The organism is Chromohalobacter sp. 296-RDG, assembly GCF_029889885.1.
Taxonomy (GTDB): Bacteria; Pseudomonadota; Gammaproteobacteria; order Pseudomonadales; family Halomonadaceae; genus Chromohalobacter.
In genome coordinates this window covers 1-14,906 of record NZ_JARANY010000014.1, presented here as the reverse complement: position 1 = coordinate 14,906, position 14,906 = coordinate 1, and the positions used below count along the sequence as shown (strand labels likewise).

Here is a 14,906-nt window from a genome sequence, read left to right as displayed (position 1 = left end):
GGCCCGTATCATGCATCCCATGGTTCAATTCGCACTGCGCGCCGCGCGTAGTGCCGCCGAGCAGTTCGTGCGTGCTCGCGACCGCATCGAAGTCGCGCGTGGCGACCGGCAGCTCGATCAGCTGCTGGAAGATACTGCGCGTAACGCAGAAACACTCATCGACGCGCAGTTTCGTCGCAGTTACCCCCAGCATGGCCTTTCCGGTCGCTATACGGCGCACCGTGACGGCGAAGGTGAGGGCGCTGATTTCCACTGGCGTATCGAGCCGTTCCACGGCTATTCCAACCTGGCCGTGGCATCGCCCAGCTTTGCCATTTCCGTTGTCTGTTTGGTCAAGGGCAAGCCCGAGCATGCGGTGATTGTTTGCCCCTTCAGCGACGATGAATATCTCGTCAGCCGTGGGCGTGGTGCGCAGCTCAATGGACGCCGCATTCGCGTGCCCAATCATATCGCGGTCGAGGGTGCGCGCATTGCTGTCGGTTTGCCGGAGCCCTGGCTGCGTTCGCGCCATCTCCCGACGTATTTAGCCTTGGTTCAAGGCCTCGGGCCGCAGGTCGAAAACTTCCTCAGCAGCGGTAGTGGCCTTCTGGATCTCGCGCAACTCGCTGCTGGCCGTGTCGATGTCGCCTTCGTGCTGGGGCTCGAAGAACAGGATCAAATGGTTGGCAGCCTCCTCCTCAAGGAGGCCGGTGCACTGCTGGGCGGTCCAGACGGTAGTCCCACGGTCAGCATCGAACAGAATCTCATGGCCGCTACGCCACGCCTTTACAAGACACTGGTACAGCAGCTCAAGCCGCGGATGTAAGCTCTTTGGGCTTGTCCGCATGAAATACCCCGCCGACATCGCGTTGACGGGGTATTTTTCATTGTGCGGCTCGTGTCGGTCAGTCCGTCGGGCCGATCAGATGCTTGACCTCGAGATAGGCAGCTAACCCCCAAGGTCCGAGCTCGCGGCCGATGCCGCTATGCCCGAAGCCGCCCCAGCTGGCTTCCGGCATAACGATTTGCTCGCTGTTGTACCAGATGTTGCCGGCACGCAAGGCCCGTCCGACGCGCTTGGCGCGTTGAGGGTCGCCGCTGATCACCGTGGCGGCCAGGCCGAAGTCGCTGGCGTTGGCCAGCGTGATGGCGTCTTCGTCGGAGGCGACACTGCGTGCGCACAGCACCGGGCCGAAAACCTCCTCGCACCACAGGCGGCTATCGGTGGGCACGTCGCGATACAGCGTTGGGGCGATGAAATAGCCTTGATCCGGCAACTGCCGATGACGGGCGTCGCGTACTGGCTGAAGCTCTTCGCGCTCGGCGATGGCTAGGTAGTCGTGGACTCGGTCGCGCTGACGCTGGCTGGTCATCGGTCCCATATCGGTGTCCGCGCCCAGCGGATTGCCCAGGCGGATCGCGTCGATGCGTGTCGCTAGCGCCTCATAAAGCGCCTCGGCAAGCGATTGATGCACGATCAAGCGTGAGGTCGCCGAGCAAATCTGCCCGCTGTTGAAGTATATGCCAGCCATGACCCAGTCGGCGGCTTGTTCGACTTCGGCATCGTCGAGCACCAGGATCGGCGATTTGCCGCCGAGCTCCAGCGACACCCCGCGACTACCCTCGGCGGCGGCCTGCATCACGCGTTCGCCCACGGCGTTACTGCCGGTGAACGACAGCTTGTCGATGCCGCGGTGATGCGTCAGCGGTATGCCGATGCCATCACCATCGCCATGCAACAGGTTGAGCACGCCCGGCGGCAACGCGATCTCCAGGGCGATCTCGGCGAGGACCTGTTCCGGCAACGGTGTGACCTCGGAAGGCTTGAAGACCACCGTGCAGCCCGCTGCCAGGGCAGATGCGATCTTCCAGGCGCTGGTCACCAGCGGGAAGTTCCACGGCGTGATCAGGCCCACCACGCCGGCGGGGTCTTCATAGCAATAGGCGTCGACACCTTCGATGTCATGCGTGATACGGCGACCCTGCCGGGCTTCCAGCTCGCGTGCCTGGCGTGCGTAGTAACGATAGCAGGCGATGGCGTCGTCGAGATCGATGCCGGCCTCGGCGAGGGCCTTGCCATTGTTGGTCGCAGAAATCTCCATCAGCGCTTCACGACGCGCCGTCAGGGTATCGGCCAGCGCCTCCAGATACGCTCCGCGCGCCTCGCCGCCCAAGGCGTTCCAACCGGGAAAGGCGCGACGTGCGGCGTCCACTGCCGCGTCGACGTCTGCGGCGTCGCCAGCCGTGACCTCGGCGACCTGGCGCTCATGATACGGGTCCATCACCGCCAGGCGCCGTGTGCCCTGGCTGGCTACCCAGCGATTGTCGATGAACTGATGATCGAGTTGTTGCATGAGGACTCCTTCAAAGGGCGTGCTCACGGCGCCAATCATCGATCATGGCGTGCAAGCGTGACCCGGAAAAACTGGGAAAATGGCCGCCGTGAACGATGCGCGTCTGCATAGGATTTGGTGGCCATGTTATCTCTATGGGTGGAAGTGTGTCTCGGCAGAGCGCTCATCCGAGTGCCGCCTGCCAGCGTTCGGCATCGATCTCGATCAGCGTGGGTGCGTTGCGCGAGACGTTACTGAGGACGAGATCGAATTCGATGGGGGATTCGACGCGATGCGAAGCGAGACCGAATCCTTCCGCCAGGCGCTGGAAATCGGGCGGCGTGGGATCGACGCCGATGCGAGCGACGCCATGCGCGTCCATGTAGTGACGGATTTCCTCGTAGCCGGCATTGTTCCAGAGTACCACGACGACCGGCAGTCCTTCGTCGACGGCGGTGGCCAGCTCGCTCAGGGTGAACATTGCGCCGCCATCGCCGATCAGGGCCACGACCGGCGTGCCGGACTGGGCCAGCTGGGCACCAAGCGCCGCCGGCAGGCCGTATCCCAAGGTCCCGTAACCGGTCGAGGCGTTGAAGTAGTGCCGTGGCGCTGCACGCTCGACGAGATGATTGCCAGCGTAGACCGGGGCGGTAGAGTCGCCGACGATGATGGCCTCGGGCAAGGCGTGATCGAGCGCGGCATAAAGCGGCACGAACGGCGCCATGTCGGGACGCGTCTTCAGCGCCAACGCTGCATGGATGGCGCGGGTGCGCTCCGCGCCCTGACGCTCTAGCGGGGTGGGGAAGTGCGCTAGCAGAGCCGAAAGCGCGGTGCCGGCGCCGCTGACAAGTCCCAGCGCCGTGGCCTGATTGCGTACCAGCTGCTCCGCTTCCAGGTCGATGCGAATCAAGCGTCCCGTCAGGGTGAATCCGTCGTCGAACACCACGTCGTAATCGGTTTCGCCAAGCTCGGTGCCCACGGCGAGGATGACGTCGGCGTCGCGAGCCAGTGCACGCACCTCGGGCCAGGTGGCGTTAGCGCCCAGGTTGAGTGGATGCCCGCGCCCAAGTACCCCCTTGGCGTTGATGGTGGTCACGGTCGGCGCGTCGAGGTGCTCGACCAGCGCCCTAGCCGATTCTGATGCATCCGCACAGCCGCCTCCCAACAACACTAGCGGGGCACGAGCCTCGCGTAACCACTCGGCGGCGAGTGTCACGCCGTCGGGATGCGGCGCGGGGCGATACAGCCGCGCTGGCGAGCGATTATCGGGTAGGGAGATAGGCGCATCGAAAAGATCGATGGGGATCTCGATATGTACCGGCCCCGGCCGTGCGGAACGAAAGACCGCAAAAGCGCGCGCCAGGACTTCCGGCAAGGCGCTTGGGTCGAGCAGTGTATGGCTAAAACGACTCACGCCCGCCAGCACGTTCTGCTGGCTGGGCAACTCGTGTAGCCGCCCCTGGCCGCGTCCCAGAGTATCGCGGCGGTTGACGCTGGAGATCACCAGCATGGGCACGGAGTCGGCCAGCGCCTGTCCCATGGCGGTGGCGATATTGGTCATTCCCGGCCCGGTGATGATGAAACAGACCCCGGGCTTGCCGCTGGCACGGGCATAGCCGTCTGCCATGAACCCCGCGCCCTGTTCGTGGCGCGGCGTGACATGGCGCAGGCCGCCCGCTTCCAAGCCACGATACAGCGGCACGGTATGCACGCCGGGAATGCCGAAGACGGTATCCACGGCGTAATTGTCACGTAGCAGGCGAACCAGCGCCTCGGCGCAGCTGATCGAGCGAGGAGAAGGTGCGTTCGTGTCGTTGGTCATGGGGAGCTCCTTAAGCCACCAGCCAGTGGCCCATCACGACGATGATCGGCAACGTGATGGCGGTACGCAGCAAGAATATGACGACCAGTTCCCAGAGCTTGAGCGGAATCTTGGACTTGAGCAGCAAGGCGCCGATTTCCGACATATAGATCAACTGTGTCAGCGACAGGCAGGCAATCACGAAGCGGGTCAGTTCGCTCTCGATATCGCTGGCCAGCACGGCGGGCAGGAACATGTCAGCGAAGCCCACCAGCGTGGCCGGCGCGGCGGCCGCCGCCTCGGGCACGTTCATCCACTCGAGGATCGGCACCATCGGGTAGGACAGCCAGGTGAATAGTGGGGTGAACTCGGCGAGGATCAATGCCACGGTGCCGATGGCGATGACCAGCGGCAGCAGTCCGAAGAAGATATCGGCTACGTTAAGCAATGCGTGGCGCAATAATTGACGCGGTCCCGGCGCCTTGTCAGCACGTTCCACAGCCATGTCCAGGCTATAGCGAAACAGGCCTTGAGTGCCGGTGCGTTCCTCGGCAAGGCGGCAACCCACCGGCTCATGGTAGGTGTTCGGCTTGCGAGAGAGTGGCGGTAGGCGCGGGACGACCACTGCAGCCACCAATCCCGCCACAACCACGGTGAGATAAAACGGCACGAAGAGGTGATTGATGCCGATGAAGTTGGTCACCAGAAGTGCAAAGGCAATCGAAACGATGGAGAAATTGGTGGCAATGGCCGAGGCCTCGCGCCGATTGTAGTAGCCCTGCTCGTATTGCTGCGTGGTGATCAGCACCCCCACGGTGCCCGAGCCCATCCACGAAGCGGTGGCGTCGATGGCGCTGCGTCCGGGCAGACCGAACATCTTGCGGAATGGAGTGCGGACTAGGCTGCCGATGAATTCCATGAAACCGAAGTCGACCAGGAAAGGCAGCAGAATGGCGGCGAAGAAGAAAAAGGTCAGCAGTACTGGCGCCAAGTCGTTGAGCATTACCCCGCCGGTGGAAGAAACGGTCACGAACTCGGGGCCGACCTGGAAATAGGTCATGATCGCGAAGGCAGCACCCAGCAAGCGCATCGCCATCCACAGCGGCTCGACGTCGAACAGTTCACCCAAGGCATTCTCGCGGGCCCAGTGGGGCTTGGCGAACTTGACGTAGGTGGTGACGAATGCCGAGAGGCACAGTACCAGCGTGGCAATGGCGGGCAATGCGTCGCCGAGCACGTCCTGAAGACCGTCAGCGAGCATGCCCATGCCGATGTTGATGGTATCGCCCGTCGAGAAGGGCACCAGAAACATGCCGATGCCGATCAGTGAGGGGACGAGAAACTTGAGAAGCCCGCGCGGCGTCAGCCGTGCGTTGTGGGGAGCGCCACCGCCAGGTGCGGTGGAATCGAGGGATGCGGACATAGATGTCACCACTTGTTGTTGTAGAGCCCCAAGCATGGGGCATGGCTTAGCGGCGCTTGACGCCGGGGAGCACGCAGAGCATTTCATAGAGCAGCGTGGCGCCCATCAACGCAGTGTTGCCGCTGGTGTCGTAGGGCGGTGCGACTTCGACCAGATCGCCGCCGACGATATTCAGCCCCCAGGTGCCACGGACGATCTCTAGACCTTGCGACATGGCCAGGCCGGCTGCTTCGGCGGTGCCGGTACCGGGCGCCACCGAGGGATCGAGAGCGTCGATATCGAAGGTGATGTACACGGGGCGATCGCCCATCTGCTCACGCACCTCGGCCATCAGCGGTTCCAGCGACTTGTACCAGCACTGCTCGGCGGTGACGACACGGAAGCCTTGTTCGCGGCACCAGTCGAAGTCATCGGCGGCATAACCTGTTCCGCGCAGCCCGATCTGGATCACGCGCTGGCTGTCCAGCAGGCCTTCTTCTTGGGCGCGACGAATCGGGCAGCCATGAGCGACTTCTTCGCCGAACATGTGTGGATTGATATCGGCATGGGCGTCGATATGGATCAGCCCTACTGGGCCGTGTTTCTCGGCGATGGCCTGCAGCACCGGCCATGTCAGGGTGTGGTCGCCACCGAGTGTCAGTGGCACGGCGTCGTGGCCGAGCAGTTCACGATAGTGCTGTCGGATGATCTCGACGCTTTTCTTCAGGTCGAAGGTGTTGATCGCTACGTCGCCAGTGTCCGCCACTTGCAGGCTGTCGAACGGCGCCGCGCGGGTGGCCATGTTGTAGGGCCGCAGCATGCGCGACTCGTCGCGGATCTGGCGCGGTCCCAGGCGGGTTCCCGGGCGATTCGAGGTGCCGATGTCCATGGGAATGCCGACGAAAGCAGCATCAAGCCCGTCGGCGCTCGCCTGGGTGGGCAGACGCATCATGCTCGCGATGCCGCCGAAGCGCGGCATCTCGTTACCGCCCAAGGGTTGATTGAAAATCGGGGTGTCGTGATCGCTCATGCTGGGCTCCTGGTAGAAGCGGTGGATCGTTGTTGGTGCCTCCTTGTTATTAGCATGAACCATGCCAGGTGGTAGTCTTCCTGTAATCAAGGACTTAGCTCCATGAGTGATGCAGTCTTGTATTGCTCGACGGCTTTAGGTGATCCAATATTGCATCGTGATACAGAAATGAATCGAGGACGGCATGCGAGATCACGATATCGACGCACAAACGCTCGAAGCACTGGTGCATACCGGGCACGATCATGTCTTCATCGTCGATGTCGATGGTCAGGTATTGGATGTCAGCCCGGGAAGTGCTGCCGTCTATGGCTTGAGCCGCGAGGCGCTGTGCGCGACCACTGTTTACGAACTGGAGGCACGCGGCGTGCTGTCGCCCTCGGTTTCGCTGGAGGTCATTCGCACTGGCCAGCCGGCGCAGGTCATGCAGCGAACCGGTACGGGGCGTCAGGTCATCGCTGAGGCATATCCGGTGTACGCATCCGGGCGCTTGGTGCGCGTTATCAGTCGCTCCATGGACATGACCGATCTGCGCCTGCTGCAGGATGAATACGCACTTCTACAGCGTCGCTTCAATGAGCACCTCAAGCGTGGCGGCGCGCCGGCATCGGGGGATGCATTGGAGCTGGAGTCGCTGGAGGTGCGTAGCCAGGTCATGCATGAGGTGGCGCAGCTCATCAAGCGGGTGGCACCGACCGACGCCACGGTACTGATGCTCGGCGAGTCGGGAGTCGGCAAGACGGCCTTCGCGCGCCAGCTGCATCGCTGGAGCCAGCGGTGCGATGGCGCTTTCGTGGACGTCAACTGCGCCTCGATCCCCGAGTCGCTGTTCGAATCCGAGATGTTCGGCTATCAACCCGGTGCGTTCAGCGGCGCCGCACGGATGGGCAAGGCCGGGCTTCTGGAGCAGGCCCACAAGGGCACGTTGTTTCTCGACGAGATCGGCGAGCTGCCCCTGGCCATGCAGAGCAAGCTGCTGAAGGTGATTCAGGACGGTTACCTGACACGGCTGGGCGATACGCGCTCGCGGCGGGTCGATTTTCGCTTGGTGGTCGCCACCAACCAGGACCTGGCGCAACGCGTGGAGGAGGGGCGTTTTCGCCTCGACCTATACTATCGGCTCAACGTGATCCCCGTCACGCTGCCGCCCTTGCGCGAGCGCCGTGAAGATATCCCCGGCCTCGCGGAACGTCAGCTCGCCTGGCTCAACGAGCGCTATGGCATGGACAAGGTACTGCATCCTCGCGTGTGGCCGGAGTTGATGGGGGGTGACTGGCTGGGGAATGTCCGCGAGCTGGAAAACTGGCTCGAACGCGCCTGGTTGTCCGCCGAGGGTGGCGTCATCGGGGCGCCAATGGAGGAGCGAGACGTGGCCCCAGCGCGTGTGAGCACAGCGGCAAGTGGAGGCAGTCCGCTGGCGACGCTAGAAGAGGGGCACACCCTGCGCGAGACGCTTGAGGCCGTCGAGGCCGAGATTCTCGGCGAGTTGGCGATGCGGTTGTCGAGCACTTATGCCATGGCCGAGCGTCTGGGGATCAGTCAGCCCGGCGTGGTGCGCAAGCTGCGCCGTCATGGATTGAAGATCGTGTCGCGCGACTAGCTCTCAGCGCAATGCAAGCCCCAACGCAATACGCCTCCCGGGAGGGGAGGCGTATCGGATACCGAACGGCTAGGCCGCTGAAGTCTCAGGGCAGTTCTTCTTCCTCGTCGTTTTCCTTCTTGGTCCGGATCAGATCCTGGCGCTGCAGTTTAATGGCCAGCAACAACGCGGCAGCCACGTACACCGACGAGAAGGTGCCCGCGACGACGCCCAGTATCAAGGCGATCGAGAAGTTGTGGATCATGTCCCCGCCGAGGAAGAACAGTGCCAATAGTACTAGCAATGTGGTCCCAGACGTCGCCATGGTGCGCGCCAAGGTCTGGTTGATCGACTCGTTGAATATCTGCGCCATGTCGTCGATTTGCGACTTGCGGATATTCTCGCGTATTCGGTCGTAGACGATGATGGTGTCGTTGAGCGAGTAACCGATCACCGCCAATATGGCGGCCAGTACCGTCAAATCGAAGTCCAGTCCGAACAACGCAAAGATGCCGAGTATGATCACCACGTCATGACCGAGGGAGATCAGGGCGCCGAGTGCGAACTTGTACTGGAAGCGGAACGCCACATACACCATGACCACCGCCAGGGCCAGCAGCATGCCCATGCCGCTTTGATCGCGTAGCTGATCGCCGACCTGCGCACCGACGAACTCGGCGCGGACCAGGTCTACCGGATTCGCTTCGCTGTCCAGAATACCCACGACGCTTTGCCCGACGTCGTTGTCGAACGTCTGCTGCAGGCGTACGAGGATGTCGTTGGAGGTGCCGAAGGTTTGTACCTGGGCATCCTCAAAGCCCTCGTCGCTCAATTTGCTGCGTAGGTCGTCCAGGGCTGGAGCTTGCTCATAGCGGACTTCCACCAGCGTGCCGCCGGTGAAGTCCAGGCCCAGGTTGAGGCCTTTGAATGCCAGGGCGCCGATCGCAATGACCGCGAGCAGCACGGAAATGACGAAGGCTATGCGGCGTTTGCCCATGAAGTCTAACTGTCGCATCGCTCGCTCTCCTCAGATCCAGATTTTCTTCAGCGGGCGTCCGCCGATGGTGAGGTTGATCAGGGCACGTGAGACCAGGATGGCGGTAAACATCGAGGTCAGAATGCCCAGCGACAGCGTGACGGCGAAGCCTTTGACCGGCCCGGTGCCGATCGAGAACAGGATGACCGCCACCAGCAGGGTGGTGATGTTGGCGTCGACGATCGAAGTGAAGGCGCGCTCGAAGCCAGTGTGTATGGCTTGCTGGGCCGGCATCTTGCCTCTGATCTCTTCACGTATTCGTTCGAATATCAATACGTTGGCATCCACCGCCATGCCTAGTGTCAGCACGATACCGGCAATCCCGGGGAGCGTCAGGGTGGCGCCGAGCATCGACATCAACGCGACCAGCATCACGAGGTTTAGTCCTAGCGAGATGTTGGCGACCACGCCGAAGGCTTTGTAGCGCGCCAGCATGAACAGCACCACGAGCAACAAGCCGAGTTCTACCGAGAGAATGCCCTGGTGGATGTTCTGCGCGCCCAGGCTAGGCCCAATGGTGCGCTCTTGGGCGAAATAGATGGGGGCCGCCAGCGAGCCGGAGCGCAGTAGCAAGGCCAGGTCTGCCGCCTCGCTCGAGGAATCGAGACCGGTGATGCGGAAACGGTTGCTCAAGGCGCTTTGTATGGTCGCCAGACTGATGATGCCGCGCTCGGTATAGCCTTCGCGCTTTTCGACTTCTTTACCGTCTTCCATCACCGTGCGTGTACGGGTCTTGTGCTCGATGAAGACCACCGCCATGTTGCGCCCGATGTTGGAGCGCGTGGCGCGGCTCATCATCGAACCGCCGGTGCCATCGAGGTTGATGTTGACCTGCGGACGGTTGTTTTGATCGAAGCTGCGGCTGGCACTGGAGACATGATCGCCGGTGACGATGACGTCACGCATCAACTCAGCGTTGCGATTTTCGTCATTGCGAAAGTTGAGCGTTTCGATCTCGCGGTCGGGCGTATCCGGGCGCGCTTCCAGGCGGAACTCCAGGTTCGCCGTGGCCCCCACGATACGCTTGGCGGCGGCGGTGTCCTGCACCCCGGGCAGCTCGACGACGATGCGGCTGGGGCCCTGGCGCTGCACGAGTGGCTCCGAGACGCCCAGCTCGTTGACGCGGTTGCGGATCGTCGTCAGGTTTTGGTTGACAGCGTAGTCCTGCAGATCCTGCACGGCCTGTTCGGTGAAGGTCATCGTCAGGGCCGTACCGCTATCACTGTCTGCGTTCTCGTAATCGAAGTCAGGGAACTGATCGGCGATCAAGCCGCGCGCAGCGTTGCGGTCATCCTCGTTGGCGAACTGGAACGTGATCGTGCGGTCGCCGATCTCGGTGTCACGATAACGTATCCGCTCGTCACGCAGGATATCGCGGACGGCGCTGGCATTCGCTTCCAGACGTTGCTGGACGGCGGCGTCCATGTCGACTTCCAACAGGAAGTGTACCCCGCCCTGGAGGTCGAGGCCGAGCTTCATGGGGGTGGCGGAAAGGCCGGCCAACCAGTCGGGCGTCGCATCGGCGAGATTGAGCGCTACGGTATAGGCGTCACCCAGACGGTCGTCGAGAATGTCGCGGGCAGCGATTTGCTGATCGGCCTGGTCGAGGCGAATCAGTGCACTGTTGCCATCCAGCTCGCTTTGTTTGATGTCGATACCTTCATCCTCGAGCGCTTGAGTCAAGCGGTCGAGACGCTCTTGATCGAGTGCGGTGCCGCTGGCAGTGCTGCTGATCTGAACGGCAGGGTCGGCGGGGTAAAGATTGGGTAACGCGTAGATGATGCCGACGAGAAGTACGATGAGTATCAGCAGATACTTCCACAGGGGATAACGGTTGAGCATGGAAGCCCTGTCCTTGTTGCTGACGCAGAAGACAACCACCGACCATAAAGCATGGCCGGTGGCGTTGAGGAGTGCGGTTTCGCGCCTCCTGATAGGAGATCAGATGGACTTCAGGGTGCCCTTGGGCAATACCGCGGCGACGGAGTTCTTCTGAACGTTCACCTCGGTGCCCTCGGCGATTTCCAAGCTGATGAAATCGTCGCCGACATTGGTGACACGTCCCATCAGGCCGCCGCCGATGACGATCTCATCGCCCTTGGCCAGATTGCTGATCAGCTGTTTGTGCTGCTTCGCACGCTTGGACTGCGGGCGCCATAGCAGAAAGTAGAAGATCAGCACGAAGCCGACCAGCATGACGATCTGGGCAATGCCGCCGCCCGCGGGTGAGGCATCCTGCGCGTGAGCTGCGGGAATGAAAAACTCCAGCATGGATTATTATCTCCGGATGGTAGTGAGGGTGAATCTGGGCCCGAGAGCGTGTCCCGGATGGCCTTCGATCACGCTGATAGCGGCGGCACCGGCATGCCGCGCCGTGCGTAGAAGTCCTCGACAAAGGCAGTCAATGTACCCGCTTCAATGGCAGTGCGCAAACCAGCCATTACACGCTGGTAATAGCGTAGATTGTGGACGGTATTGAGCATCGCGCCGAGCATTTCGCCACAACGGTCCAGATGGTGCAGATAGCTGCGCGTGAAGTACTGGCACGTATGACAATCGCAATCCTCTTCGAGTGCCTGTGTGGAGTGGCGATGCTGGGCATTACGGATCTTGACGGGACCGTCAGCAGTGAAGAGATGGCCATTGCGCGCGTTACGCGTGGGCATCACGCAGTCGAACATATCCACCCCGCGCCGCACGCCTTCGACCAGGTCCTCAGGCTTGCCGACACCCATCAGGTAGCGCGGCTTGTCGTCTGGCATCCAGCCCGGCAAATAGTCGAGTACCTTGAGCATCTCTTCCTTGGATTCGCCCACCGACAAACCGCCGATGGCGAGTCCGTCGAAGTCGATGTCCAGAAGGCCTTTCAATGAGCGCTCGCGAAGCTCGGGGTACATGCCGCCCTGAATGATGCCGAACAGCGCCGAAGGTGAATCGCCATGCGCGGCGCGCGAACGCTGAGCCCAGCGTAGCGACATCTCCATCGAACGCCTGGCTTCTTCCTCGGTGGCTGGATAGGGCGTGCATTCATCGAAGATCATCACGATGTCCGAGCCCAGCGATCGCTGCACGGCCATCGACTCCTCGGGCCCCATGAAGACCTTGGCGCCATCCACGGGCGAGCGGAAGTGCACACCTTCCTCGGTGATCTTGCGCGTTTCGCCCAGTGAGAAGACCTGGAAGCCACCCGAATCGGTGAGGATCGGCTTTTGCCACTGGGCGAAGTCGTGGAGGCCGCCGTGGGTTTCGATGACCTCGGTGCCCGGTCGCAACCAGAGGTGAAAGGTGTTGCCGAGGATGATCTCGGCGCCGATCTGCTCGACCGATTCGGGCGTCATGCCCTTGACCGTGCCGTAGGTGCCGACGGGCATGAAGGCGGGCGTTTCCACGGTTCCGCGCGGGAAGCTCAAACGGCCGCGTCGCGCCATGCCATCTTCGGCGAGGCGCTCGAAACGCATGAAGCTCTCGTTACGCATGGGGAACCTCGTTGGGCATGGTGGCCTTGTTAGGCATGGGCAGTCTCGGGAAAAGGATGGGACGTCTCGGCTCGGCTGAGGAACATGGCATCGCCATAACTGAAGAAGGCGTAGCGCTCGACGACGGCTGCGTGGTAGGCATGCATCACCTGGTGGTAGCCGGCAAACGCTGAGACCAGCATCAATAGCGTCGACTCGGGCAAGTGGAAGTTGGTGATCAGTGCATCGACGCAGCGCCAGGCGTAACCGGGATAGATGAAGATATCGGTGTCGCCCCGGTAAGGCGTGATGCGACCGTCGTCGCGTCCTTGGCTAGCGGTTTCCAGGCAGCGCACGCTGGTCGTGCCCACGGCGATTACACGCTTGCCGCGCGCTCGGGTGGTCTCGACCTGACGACATAGGGTCTCGTCGACTTCCAGCCATTCGCTGTGCATATGGTGCTCGCGAATATCGTCCACGCGGACCGGCTGAAAGGTACCCGCACCCACATGCAGGGTGACATAGCCCATCTCCACGCCACGCTCACGCAGCGCGGCCATCAGCGCTGCGTCGAAATGCAGGCCGGCGGTAGGCGCCGCCACCGCGCCCTCGCGACGGGCATAGACGGTCTGATAGCGCTCGCGGTCATCGAGTTCGTCTTCGCGGTCGATATAAGGCGGCAACGGCATGTGCCCGTGGCGTTCGAGCAACTCGATCAGCGGTGTCTCGCCCAAAAAGCGCAGCTCGAACAAGGCTTCGTGGCGTTCCTCGACCACTGCGCGGATGTCGCCCTCGAACATCAGCTCGGTACCGGGCTTGGGTGTCTTGCTTGCGCGCAGGTGTGCCAGACCGCGATGCGCATCCAGCGGGCGTTCGAGGAGCATCTCCACGCGTCCGCCACTAGTCTTTTGCCCGAAAAGCCGCGCGGGAATCACGCGGGTATCGTTGAACACCAGCAGGTCGCCGGGCTCGAGCTGCGTCAGCAGATCGGTGAAACGGCGGTGCTGGACCTCGCCGCTTTCATCATCCAGGCAGAGTAGACGGCAATCGCTGCGCGTCTCGGACGGGTAACGAGCGATAAGCTCATCGGGGAGATCGAAATGGAAATCGGCGCGCTGCATGGAATTGAAGAAAACGACCTGGAATCGAAAAACTGAAATCGGAGATGAGGCACGTGCGGTGTGCGCTCGACGAAGGCGGCCCATGATAGTCGAGACAGACGACGAAGTCAGGCCCGAATGATTGACGTCACCAATCTTCTCCGTATAATACGTCCTCGTTGCCCGGGTGGCGAAATTGGTAGACGCAGCGGATTCAAAATCCGCCGGTGGCGACACCGTGTCGGTTCGAGTCCGACCTCGGGCACCAACCTTTCTTCATGGCCTCTGGTCATTTCGGCAAGTTCCAGCTATCTCCTTTCTCTGATGATGTCGATGGGACATGCGTCCATTTTCGTGCGCGCATGCCAAGCGTCCTGCCTGTCTTTCGTTCCTTATATCTTTTATTAATCAATTATGTAGAAGGCTTGAAATGACCTATCCTTAGGGCGAGCCATCAAGGTGATGGGGCGCGTCGGACACGCGCTTCAAGCCGCATGGCGTGTCGCTTTCACCGGCGATACAAGGGGTCACTGTCATTCAAGGAGAAATGTTTTGGCTACTACATCTTCCCGCAGAGTTGGCGGTCCGTTTGCCAAGCTCGTGGGTATCATCGTTGCGCTCGTCGGCCTCGCGCTGGGCGGCGGCGGGCTTTATCTAGCGTCATTGGGCGGTTCCTGGTATTACGCTATCGCGGGCATCCTGATGCTCGTCTCCGGTATTCAGTTGGTGCGCGGTCGCATGTCCGGCGCCTGGCTCTACGGCCTTGCGTTCGTGGGGACGCTGATCTGGGCTGCATGGGAGTCTGGGCTGAATTACTGGCGCTGGATTCCACGTCTCGATGTCGCGTTGATCCTGGCTATTCTGGTCGCGCTGGTCATGCCGAGTCTCAAGGGCGGCCCCTCGCGCAAGGTGGGTTTCTCGGTCGCGGGCGTATTGTGCCTGGGCCTGATCGTCGCCGGTGCCTTGGCGTTCGTGCCGCGCGGTTATCAGCATATCGAGGACGTACCGGAGGTCGCCGAGAGTTCATTGGCGACCAATGTCGGCGATGCTCAGCCGGCGGATACGCCCGACGATGAAGACTGGGTTGCCTACGGGCGCGACAGCGCCGCAACGCGTTACTCGCCGCTCGATCAAGTCACCCCGGATAACGTCGGCGATCTCGAAGTGGCGTGGCAGTACCGCACCGGCGAC

11 protein-coding genes, 1 tRNA gene and 1 pseudogene are annotated in these 14,906 nt (G+C 61.9%); 4 read left to right on the top strand and 9 right to left on the bottom strand.

Annotation, left to right across the window (positions count from 1 at the left end):
- The first annotated feature begins 10 nt into the window (after positions 1-10).
- Positions 11-805 (top strand): inositol monophosphatase family protein, encoded by a 795-nt coding sequence (locus tag OP495_RS07640; protein ID WP_280563905.1) that lies wholly within the window; start codon positions 11-13, stop codon positions 803-805.
- Between the two features lie 79 nt (positions 806-884).
- On the opposite strand, the gene OP495_RS07635 is transcribed toward OP495_RS07640, so the two are convergent.
- The 4 genes from OP495_RS07635 to speB form a co-directional block, all read right to left on the bottom strand.
- Positions 885-2,333: an aldehyde dehydrogenase family protein gene (locus OP495_RS07635; protein ID WP_280563906.1), complete on the bottom strand. Its 1,449-nt coding sequence runs from the start codon at positions 2,331-2,333 to the stop codon at positions 885-887.
- A gap of 163 nt (positions 2,334-2,496) precedes the next feature.
- Positions 2,497-4,134 carry a 5-guanidino-2-oxopentanoate decarboxylase gene (locus OP495_RS07630; RefSeq protein WP_280568316.1) on the bottom strand — a complete coding sequence of 546 codons (1,638 nt, stop codon included), beginning with the start codon at positions 4,132-4,134 and terminating at the stop codon, positions 2,497-2,499.
- Positions 4,135-4,144: 10 nt separating this feature from the next.
- Positions 4,145-5,536 carry a YjiH family protein gene (locus OP495_RS07625; protein WP_280568313.1) on the bottom strand — a complete coding sequence of 464 codons (1,392 nt, stop codon included), beginning with the start codon at positions 5,534-5,536 and terminating at the stop codon, positions 4,145-4,147.
- Between the two features lie 46 nt (positions 5,537-5,582).
- Complete coding sequence (speB, locus tag OP495_RS07620; protein WP_280563909.1) at positions 5,583-6,545, bottom strand: agmatinase; 963 nt, start codon at positions 6,543-6,545, stop codon at positions 5,583-5,585.
- Positions 6,546-6,729: 184 nt separating this feature from the next.
- Between speB and OP495_RS07615 the strand changes: the two genes are divergently transcribed.
- Entirely contained in the window at positions 6,730-8,145 is a 1,416-nt protein-coding gene (locus OP495_RS07615) for a sigma 54-interacting transcriptional regulator (protein ID WP_280563910.1), read from the top strand.
- 85 nt (positions 8,146-8,230) lie between these two features.
- On the opposite strand, the gene secF is transcribed toward OP495_RS07615, so the two are convergent.
- The 5 genes from secF to queA all read right to left on the bottom strand — a co-directional run bounded on the left by secF (position 8,231) and on the right by queA (position 13,736).
- The gene (secF, locus tag OP495_RS07610; protein ID WP_280563911.1) at positions 8,231-9,139 is read right to left on the bottom strand and encodes a protein translocase subunit SecF; all 909 of its coding nucleotides are present in this window, start codon (positions 9,137-9,139) and stop codon (positions 8,231-8,233) included.
- A 12-nt stretch (positions 9,140-9,151) separates the two neighbouring features.
- Positions 9,152-11,002, bottom strand: a complete 1,851-nt coding sequence (secD, locus tag OP495_RS07605; RefSeq protein ID WP_280563912.1) for a protein translocase subunit SecD — start codon at positions 11,000-11,002, stop codon at positions 9,152-9,154.
- A gap of 99 nt (positions 11,003-11,101) precedes the next feature.
- Positions 11,102-11,431, bottom strand: a complete 330-nt coding sequence (yajC, locus tag OP495_RS07600; protein ID WP_040242920.1) for a preprotein translocase subunit YajC — start codon at positions 11,429-11,431, stop codon at positions 11,102-11,104.
- 68 nt (positions 11,432-11,499) lie between these two features.
- Positions 11,500-12,618, bottom strand: a complete 1,119-nt coding sequence (gene tgt, locus OP495_RS07595) for a tRNA guanosine(34) transglycosylase Tgt (RefSeq protein ID WP_280563952.1) — start codon at positions 12,616-12,618, stop codon at positions 11,500-11,502.
- A gap of 47 nt (positions 12,619-12,665) precedes the next feature.
- Complete coding sequence (queA, locus tag OP495_RS07590) at positions 12,666-13,736, bottom strand: tRNA preQ1(34) S-adenosylmethionine ribosyltransferase-isomerase QueA (RefSeq protein ID WP_280568308.1); 1,071 nt, start codon at positions 13,734-13,736, stop codon at positions 12,666-12,668.
- Between the two features lie 160 nt (positions 13,737-13,896).
- On the opposite strand from queA, the gene OP495_RS07585 reads away from it, so the two are divergent.
- A tRNA-Leu gene (locus tag OP495_RS07585) sits at positions 13,897-13,983 on the top strand.
- A gap of 284 nt (positions 13,984-14,267) precedes the next feature.
- Positions 14,268-14,906, top strand: a pseudogene (locus tag OP495_RS07580) (membrane-bound PQQ-dependent dehydrogenase, glucose/quinate/shikimate family); the annotation flags it as partial.